Raw genomic sequence first — 20,124 nt, 5'->3', positions numbered from 1 at the left:
GCGACGATGCCCGAGGCGATCGTGAGGCGCTGGAGCAGGCCGGCCATCTCCAGCCACTGCGGGCGGGGGACGCCCCACCATTCGAGGACGTACGGCAGCGACGTGAACGTGAGGACCGTGACGGAGAACCAGGCGCAGCCGATGACGGTGTTGGCGCGGCGGGCGCGGGAGGGCTCGGTGCGGCGCAGCCAGCGGCCGAAGGCGATGCCGAGGACCGCCATGATGCAGAAGGCCACGAACGCCGAGTAGCGGTGCACCAGGTGGTGGGTGGTGAAGACGGTGACGCCGTCGCGGTCGGAGGGGACGATGGCGACGACGGCGATGGCGGCGGCCCACGCGAACAGCGACCACGACAGCCACTTCGGGGCCCCGACGTTGCGGGCCTGGAGCCCGTACGCGGCGGCGCCGAGGGAGAACAGGCCGAGCGCGACGGGCAGGAGCCAGCCGAGCGGGGTGTAGAGGTGGATGCTGATGACCTTGTACAGCGGGTTGAGGCCGGAGGTGGCGTGGAGGACGACCATGGCGACGAGGCCGGCGAGCATCGACGTGTTCCCGAATCCGACGAATCCACTGGGGACCGACACGGCGGCCCGGTCCGCTGCGGGGGCAAATGAAACCATGCCTTAAAGACTCGCGATTTTCGGGACCGGAATCAGTCACGCGGACACCCGAATCCCTCCCCCCGCCTGCACCCTGCCCGAGGTAGCGCCTGCCCTACCGCCGGTCCTCCTCCGGGGGCCGGGCGGTGTGCGAGGCTTGCGGGATGAACGAGTTGGCCGGAGCGCTGTCCCCGTACCTTCGCCAGCACGCCGGGAACCCGGTGGCGTGGCGCCAGTGGGGGCCGGCGGCCCTGGAGGACGCGGCCGCGCGGGACGTGCCGCTGCTGGTCTCGATCGGGTACTCCACGTGCCACTGGTGCCACGTGATGGCCCACGAGTCGTTCGAGGACCGGACCGTGGCCGCGGCGATCAACGACCGGTTCGTGCCGGTGAAGGTGGACCGGGAGGAGCGCCCGGACCTCGACGCGGTGTACATGCAGGCGACGATGGCGATCACCGGGCAGGGCGGCTGGCCCATGACCGTGTTCGCGTTCCCCGACGGGACGCCGTTCTTCGCGGGCACGTACTTCCCGAAGCCCCACTTCCTGCGCCTCCTCGACGCCGTGGACGCGGCCTGGACCGGCCAGCGCGAGGAGCTGCGGCACCAGGGCGCGGCGATCGTGGAGGCGAGCGCGCAGGGCGGGCCGGCGTTCGCCGACGTCACGGTGGCGTGCCCGCTGGACGGGCCCTGCCCGCCCGCGCCGCCGATCCGCGAGGCGATGCTCGACCGGGCCGCGCAGGTGATCCTGGCGTCGGCGGACACCGTCAACGGCGGGTTCGGGTCGGCCCCGAAGTTCCCGGGCGTGCCGTCGCTGCGGTTCCTGTGCGACGCGTACGTGCGCACCGGTGACGCGGCGCTGCTCGACCATGTGAGGCTGACGGCCGAGCGGATGGCGCGGGGCGGGATCTACGACCAGCTCGAAGGCGGGTTCGCACGCTACAGCGTGGACGCGTCGTGGACGGTGCCGCACTTCGAGAAGATGCTGTACGACAACGCGGAGCTCCTGTGGCTGTACGCGCGCCTCGCCGGGGAGGGCGAGTTGTTCGCGCGGGTCGCCGACGAGACCGCGGCGTTCCTCCTGGAGCGCTTCTCGACCCCCGAGGGGGCATTCGCGGCGGCGTTCGACGCCGACACGGAGGGCGTGGAGGGCAAGACGTACGCGTGGACGTTCGGGGAGATGGAGGCGGTCCTGGGCGAGGACGCGGCCTGGGCCGCGGCGGCGTTCGGGGTCGACCCGCGGAGCCCGAACTTCGAGCACGGCGCGAACGTCCTCGAACTCCCCGAGGACCCCGCGGACGGGGCCCGGTTCGCGGCGGTGCGGCACCGGCTCCTGGAGGCGCGCCGGAAGCGGGCGCAGCCGGGCCGCGACGACAAGGTGGTGGCGGCCTGGAACGGCCTGGCGATCGCGGCCCTCGCCGAGTACGCCTCGCGGACGGGCCGGCGCGACGCGCTCGTGGCGGCCGAGCGGGCCGCCGCCTTCCTGGCCCAGAAGCACATCGGCGCGGACGGGCGCCTGGCGCGGGCGTCGCTCGGCGGCGAGGTGTCGGCGGCGCCGGGCATCCTGGAGGACTACGCGGCGGTCGCGCTCGGGTTCCTGCGCCTGGGCGGGGAGTGGATCGGCCGGGCGCGGGCGCTGCTGGAGCAGGTGCGCGCGCATTTCGGCGACGGCCTCGGCGGGTTCTACGACACCGCCGCCGACGCGGAGCGGCTGGTGTCGCGCCCGGCGGACGTGCACGACGGGCCGACCGCGTCGGGCTGGGCGCTGGCGGCGGCCGCGCTGCTGGAGGCATACGGGGCCACCGGCGACGAGTCGTACAAGGACGACGCGTGGCGGGCCGTCGCCCGCGCGGAGCCCGTCATGGGCCAGAACCCGCGGTTCACCGCGGGGCTCCTCGCCGCCGCGGAGGCGCTGGTCAGGGCCCAGCGGGTGCCGCCCGCCGAATAGGGCTGGGGATCACACCGGCCCACGGCGCAAATGGCCTTGCCGGTCGGCAAGCGGCCCGCTTACGTTTGAGAGTTGTGAAGCCCGTACCGCTGCGCCCTCCGAGGCTGTCCCCCGCCGACATCCCCGCCGACCCGTGGCGGTACCTGCTGTACATCGCGAAGGAGCAGACCGGTCCGGTCGCGCTCGGGTTCGTGCTCTTGAGCGTCTCGGGGGCGGCGTGGGTGCTGCTGCCGTGGACGATCGCGCGGATCATAGACGAGGTGCTCCTCGCGGGCACCGCCGAGCCGCTGCTGCCGTGGGGCCTGGCCCTGGGCGGGGTCGCGATCGCGTCGTCGTGGGTGTTCGTGGCGGGCTACCGGGCGCTGTTCATGGCCGAGTCGCGGGCCCGGGTGCGCACGGTCGAGCGGCTCACCGACCACCTGAACCGGGCCGGCACGGGCGTGCGCGGCGCGGTGTCGTCGGGCGAGATGGTGAACCTGTCGACGCAGGACGCCCACAAGACCGGGTCGTTCATCTTCCAGCTGGGCTTCGGCTGGATGGGCGTGGTCATGATGGTCCTGGGGACGGTCCTGCTGTGGGACGCGAGCCCGGCCCTCGGGCTGGTCGTGCTCGGCGGGGTCCTCGTCATCGGCTTCGTCGTCGGCCCCGTGCTCGGGCGCCTCCAGCACCACCAGATCGCCTACCGGTCCTCGGTCGCCACCCTCACCGGGCAGGCGTCCGACGTGGTCGGGGGCCTGCGCGTGCTCCGCGGCGTCGGCGGCGAGGAGCAGTTCTCGCGCCGCTACCGCGACGCCTCGACCGACCTGCGCGACGCCGGATACGGGGTCGCCACCGCGGACTCGTGGGTCCAGGGCCTGCGCACGAGCCTGCCGCTGGCGCTCATCGCCGCGGTCACGTGGGTGGGCGCGCGCCTGGCGCTGAACGGGTCGATCACCATCGGGGAGCTGTCCGCCGCGTTCGGCGTCACGGCGCTCGTCGCCCAGCACTCCGGGGCGATGATCGGGATGGCGCAGGCCGTCATCGCCGCCCAGGTCGCGTCCCGGCGCCTCACCGCGTTCTTCGCCACCCGCAGCGACATCGCCGACGCGCACGACGGCACCGGCGCGGCCGGGCCGCTGCGCGACCCCGAGTCGGGGCTCGCGATCGCGCCCGGGGAGCTCACCGTCGTCGTCAGCGCCGAGGCCAAGCCCGCCGAGGCGGCCGTGGAGCGCCTGGCCCGGTACCGCGAGTCCGGCGCCGAATGGGGCGGCACCCGCCTCGACGCGCTCGCGCTCGACGAGGTCCGCGAGCGGGTCCTGCTCCTGCGCGAGGACTACCTGTTCGCGCAGTCCCTCGGCGAGACCCTCCGCGTCGACCCGGCGCTCGCGCTCGCCGCGATCGAGGCCGCCGGCGCGGGCGACGTCTACTCCAGCCTCGGGTCCACCCTCGACGGCGAGATCACCAACGGCGGCCGGAACCTCTCCGGCGGCCAGCGCCAGCGCCTGCGCCTCGCGCGGGCCCTCGCCGCCGACGCCGAGGTGCTCCTCGCGGTCGAGCCGACCAGTGCCGTGGACGCGCACACCGAGAACCTCATCGCCGAGCGCGTGGCCGCCGCCCGCGCGGGGCGCACCACCGCGGTCGTGTCGGCGTCGCCGCTGTGGCTGGCCCGCGCCGACCGGGTCGCGTGGCTCGTGGACGGCAAGGTCCACGCCGTGGGCTCGCACGCCGCGCTGTCGGCGCACGACGAGTACCGGTCCCTCACGTCCAGGCAGGAGTCCTGATGAGCGCCTTCGACAACACCCGCCTGCCCGTGGCCGACCGGGCGGCCATGACCGGCGCGATCAAGCGCCTGGTCGCGGCCGACCGCCGCTCGTTCACGGCGGTGCTGCTGCTGTACGTGGCCGCCGCGGGGGCCGGGGCGGCCCTGCCGGTGATGCTCGGGGCCGTCATCGACGGCATCGGGACGGGCTGGACCGCGACCCGCGTCGACGTCATCTGCGGCGCGATCGTCGCGTGCGTGGTGCTCCAGCTCGTGCTCATGCGCACCGGCCGCAGGCTGGGGTACCGGCTCGGCGAGCGGGCCGCGGCGCGCCTGCGCGAGTCGTTCGTCGACCGGGTGCTGCGGCTGCCGCTGGGGACGGTGGAGCGCGCCGGGACCGGCGACCTCGCGACCCGGACCTCCGGCGACGTGGGCGCGGTGGCCGAGCTGCTGCGCAAGACCGCGCCGGAGGTGGCGGTCGCGATGATCGAGGGCGCGGTCATCATCGTGGCGGCGTTCGTCGTGGACTGGCGGCTCGGGTTCCTGTTCCTCGCGGGCATGCCGATGCTCGTGCTCGCGGGGCGCCGGTACCTGCGCCTGGCGAGCCCGGTGTTCCTGAGCGAGCGCGCGGCGATGAGCGAGATCGCCGAGACCGCGACGGCCTCGGCGTCGGGGGCGACCACGGTGGCGGCCTACCGGATGCAGGGCGAGCGGCGCGACGCGGGCTACGCGCGGGCCGCGACCCACATGGACCGCCTCAAGGGGATCATCCGGCTCCAGACCTGGTTCTTCCCGGCGACGGACCTGACGTTCCTGACCCCGGCCGTCGTGGTCACGGTGGTCGGCGGCCTGTGGTACCTCGAAGGGTGGGTCACCGTCGGCGAGGTGGTCGCGGTGGCGATGCTGACGCTGCGCCTCGACGGGCCGGTGTTCCGGTCCATGATGTCGCTCAGCGAGTTCCAGATGGGCGGGGCCGCGATGGCGCGCGTCGAGGGCGTGCACCTCATGCCCGACGAGGTCCGCGACGCCGCGCCCGAGGGCTCGGAGGTGCGCCTGGACGACGTGGTGTTCGGGTACGGCGACGGACCCGACGTGCTACACCGGCTCAGCCTGCACCCCAGGCGCGGCGAGCGCCTGGTCGTCGTCGGCCCGTCGGGGGCCGGGAAGTCCACGATCGCGCGCCTGGTGGCCGGGATCGACCGGCCGCGCTCGGGGTCGGTGACCCTCGGCGGCGTGCCGGTGGCCGACGTGCCGCTGGAGGTGCTGCGCCGCAAGGTCATTCTCGTGACCCAGGAGCACTACGTGTTCACCGCGAGCCTGCGCGAGAACCTGAACCTGGCCGCGCCCGAGGCCGGCGACGGGGCGCTGCTCGACGCGCTCGCCGCCGTCGACGCCCGCTGGGCCGCCGACCTGCCCGAGGGCCTGGACACGATGCTCGGCGAGGAGTTCCACGAACTGAACCTGGCCGAGTCGCAGCAGCTCGCGCTCGCGCGGGTGATCCTGGCCGACCCGGACGTGGTGATCCTCGACGAGGCGACCGCGGGCATCGACCCGGGCAGCGCCGGGAACGTGGAGGCGTCCCTCGCGGCGGCCCTCCACGGCCGCACCGTGATCGCGATCGCGCACCAGCTCCAGGCGGCCGAGTCGGCCGACCGGATCGCGGTGGTCCAGGACGGGCGGATCGCCGAGGAGGGCCCGCACGCGGACCTCCTGGCGGCGGGCGGGGTCTACGCGGAGCTGTACACGGCGTGGAAGGGCGTCGCGGCGTGAACCCACCTGATCGAGGGACATACGCGTAGCCGCGCCACAAAATACCAGTAATTCGCATTTACGACACTAAGGTGGTCTCCCGTACCTGCGGCGCCCGCGCCGCGAACCTGGAACGGGAGCCTCCATGCCGCGCACCACCTTTCCCCCGCACGTCCGCAAGCACCGCTGGGCGAGCTACACGTACTGGTCGCGGATGTCGTGCGCCGAGGCGCCCGTGCTGGACCCGGTGGTGCTCATCGGCGGTGCGCTGCACCGCAAGGAGGACTGGGGCCGCGTCGAGCAGGGCATGCTCGCCTCGGCCGACGTCCTGTGCCCGGACCTGCCCGGCTGGGGCGAGGCGGACCTGCTGCCGCCCTACGTGGGGCCGGACGTGCCGGTCGAGGCGCTGGTGCGGCTCCTGGACGACCTCGGGATCGAGCGCGTCCACGTGTTCGCGGGCTCGTACGGGTCCTCGGTGGGCTACCGGCTCGCGCAGACGCACCCGGACCGGATCGGCCGGATGGTCCTGGCCGGGACGATGGGCGGCATCCCGCTCGAGTCGCGGCCGATGATGCGCTCGGCGGTGGCCCTGGCGGAGTCGGGCCCGCGCGAGCGCTTCGGCCCGGCCGCGATCGAGGCGCTGATGAGCCCCGAGCCGGACATCGCCGGCAAGGCCGTGGTGCGGCGGATCATGTCGATGCGCTTCGGCTCCGCCGACGAGGCCGATCTTGCGAAGTTCATCGCGAACACGCACCGGCTGCTGTCGCGCCAGCTCATCGACCCGTCCATTCCGCCTGCGGCCCCGATCCTGTTCACCACCGGCGAGCACGACCACCTCACCCCGCCCGAGCTGTGCCGCGACCTCGCGCTCACCTGCCCCGAGAGCTGGTACGTCGAGTTCGCCCGCGCCGACCACCTCATCCACCTGGAGCGCCCGGCCCAGCTCGTCGACCTCATGACCCGCTTCTTCGGCGGCGAGAACGACTTCCGCGGCCTCCCGTACGCCACGACCGCCGAAGACCTCCGCCGCATCCCGGTTCCCGCCTGACGCAACGAGAAGAGGCCGGTCCCCCTCACGGGAGACCGGCCTCGGTTGTGGAGCTTAGGGGATTCGAACCCCTGACCTTCTCATTGCGAACAAGCCGCACCGGGGCCCATAGGGGTCATCCGAGGTGCATCAAGGCTGGTCAGAGCCGTTCCTGTCCAGCTTCGGTTTCGACGGTTGCTGTACTTTGCTGCTGTACAGCAAAGAAGGCTTCTGGGCAGCATCAGAGCCCGTCCGGGTGACACTGAAAAGAAATCATTGCTTCGCAGCCTGACAGTGCCCAAAATCGAATCAAATGGAATTAACTGAGCGATAGACTCAAGTATTGGCTCACCTGTCCGATTATACTTCCCCAACAACATCATCCTCATCACCCGCACCTGGGTTGTGAATATTCCACCCAGGAGCCCCTCTACCACCACTCCATAGCGGCTGAGCTGCGGAAACAGACGCCGGTGGGCCCTGTAGGCGACGCCTTCGAACGCGACACGGCCAACATTGAAAGCTAGGCCATGGCGGTAGATGCTGGTACTGTGGTACCAGACAGATTGCTCGCATATTCCAAGGAGAGTTCGGTCATGGCTGCCGCCACTGCGCCTATCAAGGTAGACGCCTCGACCGATGAACTCGTGTCCCACGCAGCTCATTTCATGTCGCGTACCAAAAAAGACGTGGTTGAAGCCGCCGTTCGCGAGTACATCGACACACACCGTGATGAAATCAACGCTGGCATCAAGACTGCACTTGGGCAACTCAACGGCTCCGATGCAGCCGCCATCTCTCTTGTCACTGGACTGAGCCTCGATGACCTCAATGACCTCGGGGGTTTGCCTGAGTAACCGGGCAGCACCCGGTGGTCACACCATTACAGGGCCCTATAACATCTAAGTATGACTGAGGCTCACGATGGTGTGCGTCCGACAAAGAGGTGCCTTGATGATCTCGACTTGAAGGCGCCAGACCTCGGGCAACCCCTCGAAGAAATAAACGATTCTCTTGTTATCGCAGCTCAGACAATTCCGGCAAGACGGGACACCGGAGGCGCCGAGCGGATTGCCTCGCTTAAAGATCGCATATGGTTCAAGGTTAAAACCGGAACCAAGAGAGCCGTGGTTACTCAATTGCGCGGCGGCGACCTGCCCGGCAGGTTGCCGCCGGGAGTTGCCACCTGGTGGCTCGGAGCAGCAGGTCACCGACAGGCGGACAGTCCACAGCGGGACTTCTACGCATGCCTAGCAAGGGAATGTACTAAGGGGACGCTTGTTTCAACCGAGCATCTTCTCCCGCAGGACTGGGACTGGAACCGGCTCCTGGCAGAGCAGGCCGTTGCTTGGAAACGTGAGATGAAGCAACTTGTTATCCGCCTAATTGTCATGTCGTTGAGAAGCGGTGACCTCGCGATCGCTGAGTTCCAAAATTACCGACTCAAGGCATTGGTACGCGCGGATGAAGGACACGAGTCGTTTCTTGCCATCATGACTGAAGGCGTATTGTACCCTGAGGTTTTTGCAGTGCTTCTTGCCAGTGTTCCTGGAATCGATCCTGGCGATTGGTTTCCCGAGCCGTCTCCTCTGGCAGACATGGAACCGTCGTCAGGAGAAATCATCTGGTCGACCGTCATGCCACCTGAGGTGGCGAATTCATTGCTGGAACTCGGTGATGAAATGGATCAATAGCCACCCACTATCCAAGCCCTCAGTCAATGCGCTGTTAATTGAACGTTGACAGCGCTTTTGCCTTAGCGTGAGGATAAGATCGAGGTTGAGGTCCCGCAACATCGAGGTAAACCTATCTTCATTCGTGTCAAGAAGGTCGGGTTCATTGGCCGGGGCGGGCGCGCGATACGCTCGCCCAAGCGACAGGGCGGGCCCGCAGGGATCGCCCTCAATCCGACCTGAGCGCGCGCCCGCAGGGGTCCCCGGCCAAGGGTTCCGGCCGGAACCTTTCTTTCCCGTGTTTAAGGCGTCCCCTGGGCCGTGGCCGGCCGAGGACCGGACCGCAGGCCTGCCACGCGGCAGCGGCCGCAAGGCCGCCTTGAAGATGTATAGAAAGTTCTCACAGGCCCTGCCGGGCTGGGTCTCTGCGGCTGCCCCTCGCGGAAGTCGCTTGAAGCCGATCAACCGAGGTACGGGGTTGCTCGATGCTCAAACCCGTGCCGGATTCTCAATCGCATCCCCGAGTTGATCGAGAGGCCGTCAAGATCGCCGGGTCCGAACCAACGGACCTGTGTCGACTCGCTCGATGTCTTGATCTCGCCGCCAACAGTTGTCGCCCTGAAGTTCAGCGAGAACTGTTGACGGACCTCGCCATCGCCGTACTCGATGAGGTGGTTGGGGTTCGTATAGACACCGATCAGACCAGTGATTTCGATGTCGAGGCCGGTCTCTTCGTTGGCTTCACGGACGGCGGCGTCTTCGATGATCTCGCCGAGGTCGTGTGCCCCACCAGGAAGTGCCCAGTCGCCGTTGTCGGACCGCTTGATGAGTAGGACCTCACCGTGCTCGTTCTCGATGAACGCCACCGCTGAGGGCACCACGCTGTTGGGAGGAGGTGCATCAGGATTGTTGATGTGGTCGATCCTCGACACGGCGTCCTCCCAGCGATCAGGCTTCCGACGGCTCCCACACTCTGGCGCCATCCCACAGGAACTCAAGGTGCTCCATGTAGCGCTGGAACGGCCCTCCGTCCTCCAACTTCTTCAGATGGAGCGTAAGCCAGTTATGCCCCATCTCGTTACCGATACTCTCGCAGACAAGGGCTTCACGATCGAACTGAAAGACCGAGCACAGCGCGTGAGCTTCAGCATTGCGCTCCGAGAAGCGAACTTCCAGGTTGCCGAAGGTGTCAAGCCGCTGAACAGCGGCAAGGGTCATGTGGATGCGGCTACTCAACGACATGGGCCCATTTTGGATGTTCTCCCTGTGGCGGGTTACGTCGCCGTCTGGATCGCCGAGCAAGATCCGAACCCGCACACCATCGGCGAGCTTGCTAGCAAGGGTCTCTTCAAACCCAGGCTGCTGGGTCCAAAAGAAGTAGTTGGTGTAACCGGCGAGAACGATCTCAGTTCGCGCTGAACTGATGAGTCGATTCCAAAGAGCATCGGGCACCTCAGCCCGCCGGGCATACGCGTCCACGATCTCTCTCGTAGATTTCCTGCGCACACCCTGCATCAACTCTGTAATAAGCACTTCGTCGCTGAGCTGGGTCGGATCGGTGTGGTAACGCAGCTCTTCCAGCTCGGCGTCACTGGGAACCCAGAATCCCAGGCCCTCTCGCACCTCAAGAAGGGGGAGGTCGAGAACCTCGGCGATCTTGGGCGAAAGCTCCTCGGGGCCTGGCATGAGTCCGGGCTGGTCTTCACCACGGCGTTCGGGACCCCGATCGACCCTCGCAACTTCCTGCGCTCGTTCACCCGGCATCTGACCGACGCGGGGCTGCGGAAGATCACCGTGCACGACGCCCGGCGGACCTGCTCCACGCTCCTGGTGGACCTCGACGTGCATCCCCGGGTGGTCATGGCGATCATGCGGCATTCGGACTTCAAGGTCACGATGGAGGTCTACGCGCAGGCGTCCGACAAGGCCACCCGGGAGGCGCTGCGCAAGCTCGGCGACAGCCTCGGAAGTGGCGAATACGCGTTGCTGTAAATCGCTGCTGTAAATGCATTCAGGGCCGGTTCCCCGTGATGGGAAACCGGCCCTGACCTGGTGGAGCTTAGGGGATTCGAACCCCTGACCTTCTCATTGCGAACGAGACGCGCTACCAACTGCGCCAAAGCCCCTTGCGGCGACAAGATTAGCACGTCTCCGGGAGGGGCCCGCGCGGGCGTTGTGTGGGCCGGGTTACTCGGTCAGATCCAGGAGTCGAGCCACATGCGCGCCTGCCACTCGTCCCTGGGGAGGGCGTCGCCGGTGTAGATCGGCCAGAAGTAGGCGAAGCACAGGACGACGACGGCGACGAAGGCCCCGGCGATCAGGGCGCCGGTCAGGCGGCGCTCCGGGGACGCCAGGGAGGTTTCGCCGCGCCGGTGGCGGCCGATGATGAGGCCGAGGGCCCAGGTGACGGCGCCGATGAAGAACGGGACGGCCGGGGCGGTGTAGAAGAAGAACATCGTCCGCTCGGGGTAGAAGAACCACGGGATGATGCCCGCGCCGAGGCCGGTGAGGAGGAACCAGGCCCGCCAGTCGCGCTTGGCGACCGCCCACGCCAGGAGGGCGAGGGTCGCGGGCACGAACGCCCACCACAGCAGCGGCGTGCCGAGCAGGAGCACCTCGGCGGCGCAGTCGGCGGCGCCGCAGTCGACGTCGGAGCTCCAGTAGAAGACGACGGGCCGCAGGTCGAACAGCCACTGCCACGGCCACGACTGGTAGGCGTGCTCGGAGGAGAGCCCTTCGTGGAACTTGAGGACGCTCAGGTGGTACTCCCACCAGTTCACGAGCGCGCCGAGCACCGGCGGCTCGCTCCGGCCCTGCTCGGCGAGCCAGTGCCGGTAGGAGCCGGTGTCGTTGAGGAACCAGCCGGTCCACGACAGGACGTACACGCCGACCGCGAGGACCCCGAACCACAGGTTCTGGCCGAACTCGTAGATGACGGTGTCGCGGAAGGGCTTGCGCGCCCCGGCGTCGGCGCGCAGGCGCCAGTCCCAGACGATGTAGAGGACGATCGCGGCGATGATGTACCACAGCGCGGACCACTTGGTGCCCATGGCGAGTCCGAGGAGCACCGCGCACAGGATCCGCCACCAAGGGACGCCGAGCCGGGGCCGGCGGCGGCGAACGTCGAGGCCGTCCTCGATCGCGGCGAGCCAGCCGGCGCGGCGCCAGTCGCGGTCGCGCACGATGCAGTACATGGCGCCGAGCAGGAGCGTCGCGATGAAGATGTCGAGCAGCGACGTGCGCGAGAGCACGAAGTGGCTGCCCTCGACCGCGAGCAGGAGCCCGGCGGTGCCGCCCAGGAGCGTGGAGCCGGTGAGGCGGCGCATGAGGCGGATGAGGATCGCGACGCCGGTGATGCCCGCGGCGGCCGCGGCGATGCGCCAGCCGACCTCGTCGTAGCCGAACGCGATCTCGCCGAGGCTGATGAGCCACTTGCCGAACGGCGGGTGCGCGACGTACGCCGAACCCGTGGTCCCGGCGTCCCATTCGACGCCGTGGGACAGCATCGAGTGGGCGTCCTGGGCGTAGTAGACCTCGTCGAAGATCAGGCCCTTGGGGTGGTTCAGGCCGATCAGTCGCAGGGCCGCGGCGATCCCGGTGACCGCGAGGGTCACCCAGAGGGCGCGGCGGGAGTCGTCCGGCAGGGTGCTCGCAAGGCGCGCCCGGACGGCGGGGAGGGGGCCGGGGAGCGGCGTCGGCCGCCAGGCGGCGGGCGGCTGCTCGGGCCGGACTGCGGTGGCGCTCACCGGCCCGAGTCTAGAGTCACCCTCAGTGCACCAGCTCGGTCGGGGGCGTGAAGTCCCCTTCACCGTTGATCTCCCACTGGGCCGCCAGGATGTCGGCGACCGCGTTGGCGGGCTTGCCGAGGTTGCCGTCGCCCACGAAGTTCTGCGGGCTGTCGGGGTCGGCGACGAACGCGGCCGCGGCGGCGTTCGGCGTGAAGCCCACGAACCAGTTGGTGGAGTTGGAGTCGGTGGTCCCGGTCTTGCCCGCGACGGGCCCGTCCACGGCGGCGCTGACCTGCTCGGCCGTGCCCCACGTGCAGTTGCCCGCGGCGGCCCCGTACCCGGTCGGGCAGCGGGCGGCGTCGACGGCGGCGCGCGCCACCTCGACGCTGATCGCCTGGTCGCACTCGCTCTCGAACGCGATGGTGCCGCCCGAGTTCGTGACCGCCGAGTGCACCGGGATCGGCTTGCAGTACACCCCGTCGGCCGGCAGCGCCGCGTACGCGGCGGCCATGTCGAGCGGCGTGGTCTGGGTGACGCCGAGAACGAAGGGCCCGTAGGTCTCCGGGTAGTTCTCGACGTGGCTCAGGTCGAGCGGGTTGCGGAACTTGATGCCGAGCCGCTCGGCCACGTTGATGGCCTTCTCGACCCCGATGCGCTCGGCGAGCTGCACGAAGTAGGTGTTCACGGACTCGCCGAAGCCGGTCCACATGTTGTAGTCGCCGACCTCGGAGGCCGAGGCGTTCTTCGGGCACCAGTAGTTCCCGCACGACGCCGCGCCGTCGCCGACGACGTACTCGGAGGTGTACTGGTACGGCGAGTAGATCGTGGTGTCCAGCGGCAGGCCCTCTTCGAGCGCCGCGAGCATCGTGAACATCTTGAACGACGAGCCCGCCTGGTACCCCGGGACGTCCGAGTTGCCGCTGAGCAGCGGGTTCGTGGTGTTCGGGTAGGAGCCCTTGTACTCGTCGTTCGCGGTGTTGGGCCCGTTGTCGGACACGTCGTTGGAGTACTCGCGGTTGACCGCCATGACCTCGATCGCGCCGGTCCCCGGCTCGACCACGACCGACCCGAGGGCGTACTCCGAGCCGGTCTCGAGCTGGTCCTCGACCGCCTCCTGCGAGGCGTCCTGCAACTCGGTGTTCAGCGTCGAGGTGATCTCGTAGCCGCCCCGGTAGAGGCGGGCCTTGCGGATCTCCTCGGTCTCGCCGAAGTCCTCCTGCTGCTCCCACCACTTCTCGAAGTAGTCGACGAAGAACCCGTAGTCGGAGTCGATCGCGCCGCCGGAGGTGTTGTTGGCGTCCTGCGGGTTCAGGTTGAGCGCCTCCTCCTTCGCGGTCGTGCCCTCGTCGGAGGTGAGGTAGCCGACGTCGACCATGCGGTTGACCACGTGGTCGCGCCGGGCCGTCGCGGCCTCGGAGGAGCCGTTGATCGGGTCGTACACGCTCGGGGACTGGATGAGCCCCACCAGCATCGCCGACTCCGCGACCGTCAGGTCCGCGGGGACCTTCCCGTAGTACACCTGGGCGGCCGCGCCGATCCCGTACGCGCCGTTGCCGAAGTACACGGTGTTCAGGTAGTTGGTGAGGATGTCCTCTTTCGGCATCTCCTCTTCGAGGGCCAGCGCGTAGCCCATCTCCTTGACCTTGCGGTCGATGGTGACCTCGCTGGCCGCGGCGACCTCGTCGGGGGTGGTCGCGGTGTAGGAGAGCACCTGGCGCACGTACTGCATGGTGATCGTCGAGGCGCCCTCGGAGGTGCCGCCGTCGGCGATGTTGGTGACCAGGGCGCGCATGACGCCTTCGGGGTCGACCCCGTTGTGCTCGAAGAAGTTCGAGTCCTCGGTGGCGACGAGCGCCTCGATGACCGACTCGGGGATCTGGTCGTACTCGAGCTGGACCCGGTACTGGTCGCCGAACGTGGCGATGACCGTCTCGCCGTCCGCGGCGTAGAGCGTGGACGACTCGGGCGCCGGGGGCAGGGTCAGCTCGTCGGGCAGGTCGAGGACGGCCTCGGACCCGACCTTGGCCAGGCCGCCGATGCCGCTGGTCACCGGCAGGAACGCCAGTCCGACGACGAGGCCGAACGCCACCGCCACCGGCACGAGCGCGAACATGGCGCGGCGCTGCACGGCGGTGATGGGTCCGAACCAGGTCTGCGCCACCGGTTTCGAAGAATCACTCACGCTTGTCTCCCGAGGAGCCCCGCAACGGGGTAGGAACGGTCAATTCAGTTGGGCGCGGTGAACGCGCCGACTCAGGCGGAGTTCCGGGGGCGCCCCAACTCTACGACGCGCCGGGTGGACGGTTCTGACGCAGTCCTCCCGGGTGGGGGCGATTACAGCTCGTCCGGCCCTTTGGCGCGCCGCCGGTCGCGATCATGCACCGGCTGCTACGAGACGGGGACGGACCGCGGGTGCGGCGCGGCGGGCCGTTCGGCCGCTCACCACGCGAAGGCGAGCGCCGCCGCGAGGACCGCACCGGCGAAGGCCCAGCACAGGCCGACGGCGGCGGAGCGCCCGTCGTACAGGCGCGTGGCGCCCGAGACGGCGACGAGCGCGAACGCGGCCACCATGAACAGCACCAGGGCGGGCGCCCAGCGCAGCAGCAGCCCGGCGGTGCCGCCGACGTACGCGGAGTGGGCGCCGGGGCCGGTGGCGCGGGCGGCGAGCTCGGTGCCGACGTCGGCGGCGGCCGCCTCGCCGGTGATCGACAGCGGCTTGGACCACCCGGAGTCGGCGGTGAACACGCCGGTGCACGCGGGCGCGAAGCCCTCCTGGCAGGAGGTCACGGCGACGGTGCCGCGGTCGGCGTGGCCGATGCTGATCCACAGCGCGGGCGCGGCGGCCCACGCGAAGAACATGAGCAGGCAGGCGCAGACGAGGACGCCGAGGAGCGCGGGCCCGAGGCGCTTGGGTTCGCGGCGGCGCTGGGGCCGGCCGGGGCGGGCGGGGCGGCGCCTCTCGGATTCGGCGGCGCGTTCCCACACGGCGCGGATCGCGGCCATGCCCTCGGCCTGTGAGCCGAGGGGGCTGCGCTGCGAGACGGGACGGGGCTGCTCGGCGGCGGGGTCCCAGTCGACCGGGCCAATAGGTTCAGGGCCAATGGGATCGAGGCCAACCGGATCAGGGCCGTTGTGATCAGGGCCGATGTGCTCGAGGCCGGCGCTGCGGCCGTCGGCGCCGTAGGCGGCCGGGACCTCCGGCACGGGGGTCCCGCGGCCGTCGTCGTAGCCGGCGGGCTGGGGCTGGGGATCTGCCGCGCGGTGTGTTCCAGACATACCGGTTATTGCATCACCGAATCACCGAAGCCGGGCGCAATCGCGCAGGGATAGTGTGTCGGCGTCCACCCCGGCGGCGCCCGCGGGCCGCGCCCCGGGGCACGGGTCGGGCGGTGACCGCCCGTGACCTGGCGGTCGAGGTCGGACGGCGGCCGTCCATTCTGCGGGACGGATACCATAAGGCCCATGACTCACGTACTGACCGCGCTGGCCTGGCCTTACGCCAACGGCCCCCGGCACATCGGACATGTAGCGGGATTCGGGGTCCCCGCCGACGTCTTCGCCCGCTACATGCGCATGCGCGGTCACGACGTGCTCATGGTCTCGGGGACCGACGAGCACGGCACCCCGATCCTGGTGCAGGCCGACTCGGAGGGGCTCAAGCCCGCGGAGGCCGCCGCGAAGTACAACCGGATCATCGTCGAGGATCTGGACGCCCTGGGCCTGTCGTACGACCTGTTCACGCGCACCACGACCGGGAACCACTACAAGACGGTGCAGGAGCTGTTCGCGACGCTCTACGGCAACGGGTACATCCTGCAGAAGAAGACGCTCGGGGCGATCAGCCCGTCGACGGGCCGCACGCTGCCCGACCGCTACATCGAGGGCACGTGCCCGCACTGTGGGTTCGACTCCGCGCGCGGCGACCAGTGCGACAATTGCGGGCGCCAGCTCGACCCGGTCGACCTCATCGACCCGAAGTCGCGGATCAACGGGGAGACCCCGAAGTTCGTGGAGGAGGACCACTTCTTCCTCGACCTGCCGGCGTTCGCCGACGCGCTGCACGCGTGGCTCGACACCCGCACCGGCTGGCGCACGAACGTCGTGCGGTTCACCAAGAACCTGCTCGACGACCTCCAGCCGCGCCCGATCTCGCGCGACCTCGACTGGGGCGTGCCGATCCCCCTCGACGGCTGGGTCGACCGCAAGGACAAGCGCCTGTACGTGTGGTTCGACGCGGTCATCGGGTACCTGAGCGCGACGATCGAGTGGGCGCGGCGCTCGGGCGACCCCGAGGCGTGGAAGCGGTGGTGGCAGGACCCCGAGGCGGTCTCGTACTACTTCATGGGCAAGGACAACATCGTCTTCCACTCCGAGATCTGGCCGGCGATGCTCCTGGGCGCCGACGGCGAGGGCGCGAAGGGCGGCGAGCCGGGCGCGCTCGGGAGGCTGAACCTGCCGACCGAGGTGGTGTCCTCGGAGTTCCTGACGATGGAGGGCAAGCAGTTCTCCTCCTCCCGCCGCGTGGTGATCTACGTGCGGGACTTCCTGGAGCGGTACTCCCCCGACGCGCTGCGGTACTACATCTGCGCGGCGGGCCCGGAGAACCAGGACTCGGACTTCACGTGGGCGGAGTTCCTGCGCCGCAACAACGACGAGCTGGTGGCGGGCTGGGGCAACCTGGTGAACCGGTCGGTGGCGATGGCGGCGAAGAACTTCGGCGCGGTCCCCGAGCCGGGCGAGCTGGAGCAGGTGGACCGCGAGCTGCTGGAGGCCACGCGGGCGTCGTTCGACGCGGTCGGGGACCTCATCGGGCAGAACAAGGTCCGCGCCGCGATCGGCGAGGCGATGAAGACCGTCGCCGCCGCGAACAAGTACCTGGCCGACACCGCGCCGTGGAAGATGAAGGAGGACCCGAAGCGCCAGGGCACGGTCCTGTTCACCGTCCTCCAGGCCGTCTCGGACCTGAAGACCGTCATGAGCCCGTTCCTGCCGCACTCCTCGCAGAAGGTGCACGAGCTGCTCGGCGGCGAGGGCGTGTTCGCGCCGATGCCGCGCATCGAGGAGGTCGTCGACCTCGACGAGGGCGCGGGCGCGACCGACGGCCCGTACCCGGTCCTCACCGGCGACTACTCGGACGTCCCGAAGTGGGAGTCCGTGCCGCTGGTCCCGGGCACGCCGCTGGACAAGCCGGTCCCGGTGTTCGCCAAGCTCGACCCGTCGATCGTTGACGAGGAGATCGAGCGGCTGAACGCGTAAGCGATGCCTGAGCGGCCCCCGGCTCTCGCCGGGGGCCGCTGCGCGTCTCAGACCGCGGGGGCGATCTCGGCGCGGCTGACCCACTTCTCGTAGACGCCGCGGCGCACGGCCTCGGCGCCGGTGCGCGAGAGGACGTCCGGGCTCGGCCGCGAGAGCCGGAAGCGCGCCCAGTCCTCGTCGGCGTCCACGAGCGAGCCGGGGACGCCGTTCCAGACCGCGCGGGCGGCCTCGCGCAGGACGCGGCGCACCTGGTGGGCCCGGCCGGTCTCGACGCCCGCGATCGGCACCGCGGCCGCGTGGACGGGGGTCCACTGCTGGCCGCCGTACCGGAACAGCTCGGCCTCGGCGCCGCTGTCGTTGTAGCCCAGCAGGGACGCGCCCTCGGGCAGCGGCAGGTCGGTGAGGTCGGCGGTGACGTGCTCGGGCAGCAGGTGCGCCGAGGAGATCGCGAACCCGGTCCCCAGGACGGGCGCTCCGCGCCGGTCGGAGGACGGCATCGCCGTGAGCCCTTCGTAGTCCGGGGCGGTCGGCGCCTGGTAGTCGGCGGGGTCGGCGACGGCCCAGCGCAGCGCGTACACCCACGGCTCGCCGTGCTCGGACTCGCCGCCGAGGACCGAGCGCGACGCGGGCGTGCGCAGGTGCGCGGTGTCTCTGCGGCGGTAGCAGAACCCGCCGGGGACCGCGGCGGTCTCCATGAGGCGGGCGATCTGCGCGGCCGTGACGGGCCGCTCCATGAGGTCGCCGGGGGCGAGCGGCGCGGAGGAGCGGACCCGGTCGAGCAGGACCCGCGCGGCCGGCTCCAGGTGCGCGGTCTGGGTGAGGCGGCGGACGTACGCGAGGTCGATCCCGGGCGCGAGCGGCACCGTCAGGGCGTGCGCGTCGTTCACCGAGACGGGGACGCCGTCGCGGAGCACCTCGCTGGCGTGGGCGAAGGCCCGGTACGGGTACTCGCCGCCGGGCCTGGTGCTGGGGAGGAAGTCGGGGCGCGGGAGCGCGGAGAACAGCTCCCACGCGGCCCCGTCGGCGAAGGGGGCGCCGGGGAACCGCTCGCCCTGCCATTCGACGGTGACGGTCTCGGGATGCGTCGGTTCGGCCGGGACGGCGGGGCGGCGTTGCTGGAGCGCTGCGGCGCGGTTGCGGCGGGACGCGAGGTCGCGGGTCATGTGCGGCTCGATTCGTCTGCGCGGGTGCGACGGCGGTGTCGCCTTGGTGTGGGCGGTCGGGTCGTGGCAGTGGGGCCGTGGCCGATGGACCGGGCTGCACGCCAACGTAAGCGCGCCCTGTCAGGCCCGCATGTCCGGAACATGAAGAAGGTGTTACGGGCCGTCCGCGGCGCAGTTCGCGGGCCGGAGGCATCGACGGCCGTCGCTGAGACGCGCGAATACCATCCCGAGCCCCCACCCACCCGGAGGGGGACCGTAGCGGCCAGCATTGCCGAGGGGTCCGACAAGAACCCGGGCGCGGCGGCCGCATATCACCCGATCGGGTGAGCGTGATCCGTGGCATGGTTGGGGCGTGTACCGATCCGAACCCGCGCCGGCGCCCGAGCCGCTCCCGTTCCCCGTCGCCGACAGCCACACCCACCTCGACCTCGTCGACACCTTCGGCGACGAGGACGAGCCGCCGGTCCCCGCGCCCGGCGCGCCCGAGGTCCGCGCGCGCCTCGACGAGGCCGAGGCCGCCGGGGTCGCGCGGATCGTCCAGGTCGGCACCGACGTCGCGTCCTCGCACTGGGCCGCCGCGCTCGCCGCCGCCGACCCGCGCGTGCTCGCCGCCGCCGCGCTGCACCCCAACGACGCCCCGCGCCTGGACGACCTCGACGCCGCGCTGGCCGAGATCGACGCGCTCGCGGCGCTGCCGCGCGTGGCGGCCCTCGGGGAGACCGGGCTCGACTACTTCCGCACCGACGAGGCCGGGCGGGCCGAGCAGCAGCGCTCGTTCCGCGCGCACATCGCGATCGCCAAGGAGCGCGGCAAGGCCCTCGTCATCCACGACCGGGACGCCCACGAGGACGTCCTCGCCCTCCTCGACCGCGACGGCGCCCCCGACCGGGTGGTGCTCCACTGCTTCTCCGGCGACGCCGCGTTCGCGAAGGAGTGCGCGCGGCGCGGGTTCTTCATGAGCTTCGCCGGGAACGTGACGTTCAAGAACGCGCAGCACCTGCGCGACGCCGCCGCCACGGCCCCGCCCGAGCTGGTCCTGGTCGAGACCGACGCGCCGTTCATGGCCCCGATCCCCGTGCGCGGGCACCGGAACCACCCGGCGCTCGCCAACTACACGGCCCGGTTCCTCGCCGAGTACCTGGAGCGCGACCTCACGGCCTGGTGCGAGCGGCTGTGGGCGAACACCGAGGCCGCGTTCGGGGACTGGAAGTAGCGCCGGTTCCGGACGGGCCCTGGAAGACCGGC

Annotated in this window: 14 protein-coding genes, 1 tRNA gene and 2 pseudogenes; 9 read left to right on the top strand and 8 right to left on the bottom strand. The window is 70.3% G+C overall.

Translation table 11 applies throughout. The features are described 5' to 3' along the window. Nucleotides 1–44: 44 nt before the first annotated feature. Nucleotides 45–521 (bottom strand): annotated as a pseudogene (locus BLS99_RS27795) (DUF998 domain-containing protein); the annotation flags it as partial. Nucleotides 522–763: 242 nt separating this feature from the next. Here BLS99_RS27795 and BLS99_RS17590 point away from each other — a divergent pair. From BLS99_RS17590 to BLS99_RS17565, 6 genes are all read left to right on the top strand, one after another. After that, nucleotides 764–2,545 (top strand): thioredoxin domain-containing protein, encoded by a 1,782-nt coding sequence (locus tag BLS99_RS17590; protein ID WP_091052589.1) that lies wholly within the window; start codon nt 764–766, stop codon nt 2,543–2,545. Between the two features lie 74 nt (nt 2,546–2,619). After that, a complete protein-coding gene (locus BLS99_RS17585) occupies nt 2,620–4,305 on the top strand; it encodes an ABC transporter transmembrane domain-containing protein (RefSeq protein WP_176953409.1) in 1,686 nt (561 codons plus the stop codon). Then, nucleotides 4,305–6,053 carry an ABC transporter ATP-binding protein gene (locus BLS99_RS17580; RefSeq protein ID WP_091052585.1) on the top strand — a complete coding sequence of 583 codons (1,749 nt, stop codon included), beginning with the start codon at nt 4,305–4,307 and terminating at the stop codon, nt 6,051–6,053. Before BLS99_RS17585 ends, BLS99_RS17580 begins: the two co-directional genes overlap by 1 nt. Nucleotides 6,054–6,177: 124 nt before the next feature. Next, entirely contained in the window at nt 6,178–7,080 is a 903-nt protein-coding gene (locus tag BLS99_RS17575) for an alpha/beta fold hydrolase (protein WP_091052582.1), read from the top strand. A 575-nt stretch (nt 7,081–7,655) separates the two neighbouring features. Continuing rightward, entirely contained in the window at nt 7,656–7,916 is a 261-nt protein-coding gene (locus BLS99_RS17570) for a hypothetical protein (protein WP_091052580.1), read from the top strand. A gap of 51 nt (nt 7,917–7,967) precedes the next feature. Next, nucleotides 7,968–8,753 carry a hypothetical protein gene (locus BLS99_RS17565; protein ID WP_091052578.1) on the top strand — a complete coding sequence of 262 codons (786 nt, stop codon included), beginning with the start codon at nt 7,968–7,970 and terminating at the stop codon, nt 8,751–8,753. Between the two features lie 440 nt (nt 8,754–9,193). Here the strand turns inward: BLS99_RS17565 and BLS99_RS17560 are convergent, their stop codons facing one another. Further along, entirely contained in the window at nt 9,194–9,715 is a 522-nt protein-coding gene (locus BLS99_RS17560) for an NUDIX domain-containing protein (RefSeq protein ID WP_176953420.1), read from the bottom strand. After that, nucleotides 9,681–10,211 carry a phospholipase D-like domain-containing protein gene (locus BLS99_RS17555; RefSeq protein WP_143034852.1) on the bottom strand — a complete coding sequence of 177 codons (531 nt, stop codon included), beginning with the start codon at nt 10,209–10,211 and terminating at the stop codon, nt 9,681–9,683. The genes BLS99_RS17560 and BLS99_RS17555 overlap by 35 nt, the downstream gene beginning before the upstream one ends. Nucleotides 10,212–10,409: 198 nt before the next feature. Between BLS99_RS17555 and BLS99_RS17550 the strand changes: the two are divergent. Beyond that, a pseudogene (locus tag BLS99_RS17550) lies at nt 10,410–10,724 on the top strand (tyrosine-type recombinase/integrase); the annotation flags it as partial. 58 nt (nt 10,725–10,782) lie between these two features. On the opposite strand, the gene BLS99_RS17545 reads toward BLS99_RS17550, so the two are convergent. The 4 genes from BLS99_RS17545 to BLS99_RS17530 all read right to left on the bottom strand — a co-directional run bounded on the left by BLS99_RS17545 (nt 10,783) and on the right by BLS99_RS17530 (nt 15,736). Beyond that, nucleotides 10,783–10,858, bottom strand: a tRNA-Ala gene (locus BLS99_RS17545). Between the two features lie 69 nt (nt 10,859–10,927). Beyond that, nucleotides 10,928–12,478 carry a dolichyl-phosphate-mannose--protein mannosyltransferase gene (locus BLS99_RS17540; protein WP_091052569.1) on the bottom strand — a complete coding sequence of 517 codons (1,551 nt, stop codon included), beginning with the start codon at nt 12,476–12,478 and terminating at the stop codon, nt 10,928–10,930. Nucleotides 12,479–12,500: 22 nt separating this feature from the next. Then, nucleotides 12,501–14,642 carry a transglycosylase domain-containing protein gene (locus BLS99_RS17535; RefSeq protein ID WP_143034851.1) on the bottom strand — a complete coding sequence of 714 codons (2,142 nt, stop codon included), beginning with the start codon at nt 14,640–14,642 and terminating at the stop codon, nt 12,501–12,503. A gap of 257 nt (nt 14,643–14,899) precedes the next feature. Continuing rightward, nucleotides 14,900–15,736, bottom strand: coding sequence for a hypothetical protein (locus BLS99_RS17530; RefSeq protein WP_143034850.1), 837 nt, complete (start codon nt 15,734–15,736; stop codon nt 14,900–14,902). Nucleotides 15,737–15,922: 186 nt separating this feature from the next. Here BLS99_RS17530 and metG point away from each other — a divergent pair, with 186 nt between their 5' ends. Then, nucleotides 15,923–17,716: a methionine--tRNA ligase gene (gene metG / locus BLS99_RS17525; protein WP_176953408.1), complete on the top strand. Its 1,794-nt coding sequence runs from the start codon at nt 15,923–15,925 to the stop codon at nt 17,714–17,716. A 47-nt stretch (nt 17,717–17,763) separates the two neighbouring features. Here metG and BLS99_RS17520 read toward each other — a convergent pair whose 3' ends face one another. Next, nucleotides 17,764–18,879: a hypothetical protein gene (locus tag BLS99_RS17520; protein WP_091052561.1), complete on the bottom strand. Its 1,116-nt coding sequence runs from the start codon at nt 18,877–18,879 to the stop codon at nt 17,764–17,766. Between the two features lie 352 nt (nt 18,880–19,231). Between BLS99_RS17520 and BLS99_RS17515 the strand changes: the two genes are divergently transcribed. Further along, nucleotides 19,232–20,092 (top strand): TatD family hydrolase, encoded by an 861-nt coding sequence (locus BLS99_RS17515; RefSeq protein ID WP_218126582.1) that lies wholly within the window; start codon nt 19,232–19,234, stop codon nt 20,090–20,092. Nucleotides 20,093–20,124 lie beyond the last annotated feature (32 nt).

The organism is Glycomyces sambucus (assembly GCF_900102815.1).
GTDB classification, from domain to species: domain Bacteria; phylum Actinomycetota; class Actinomycetes; order Mycobacteriales; family Micromonosporaceae; genus Glycomyces; species Glycomyces sambucus.
The sequence above is the reverse complement of the archived record's forward strand: the minus strand, read 5'-3'. Positions and strand labels throughout refer to the sequence as shown.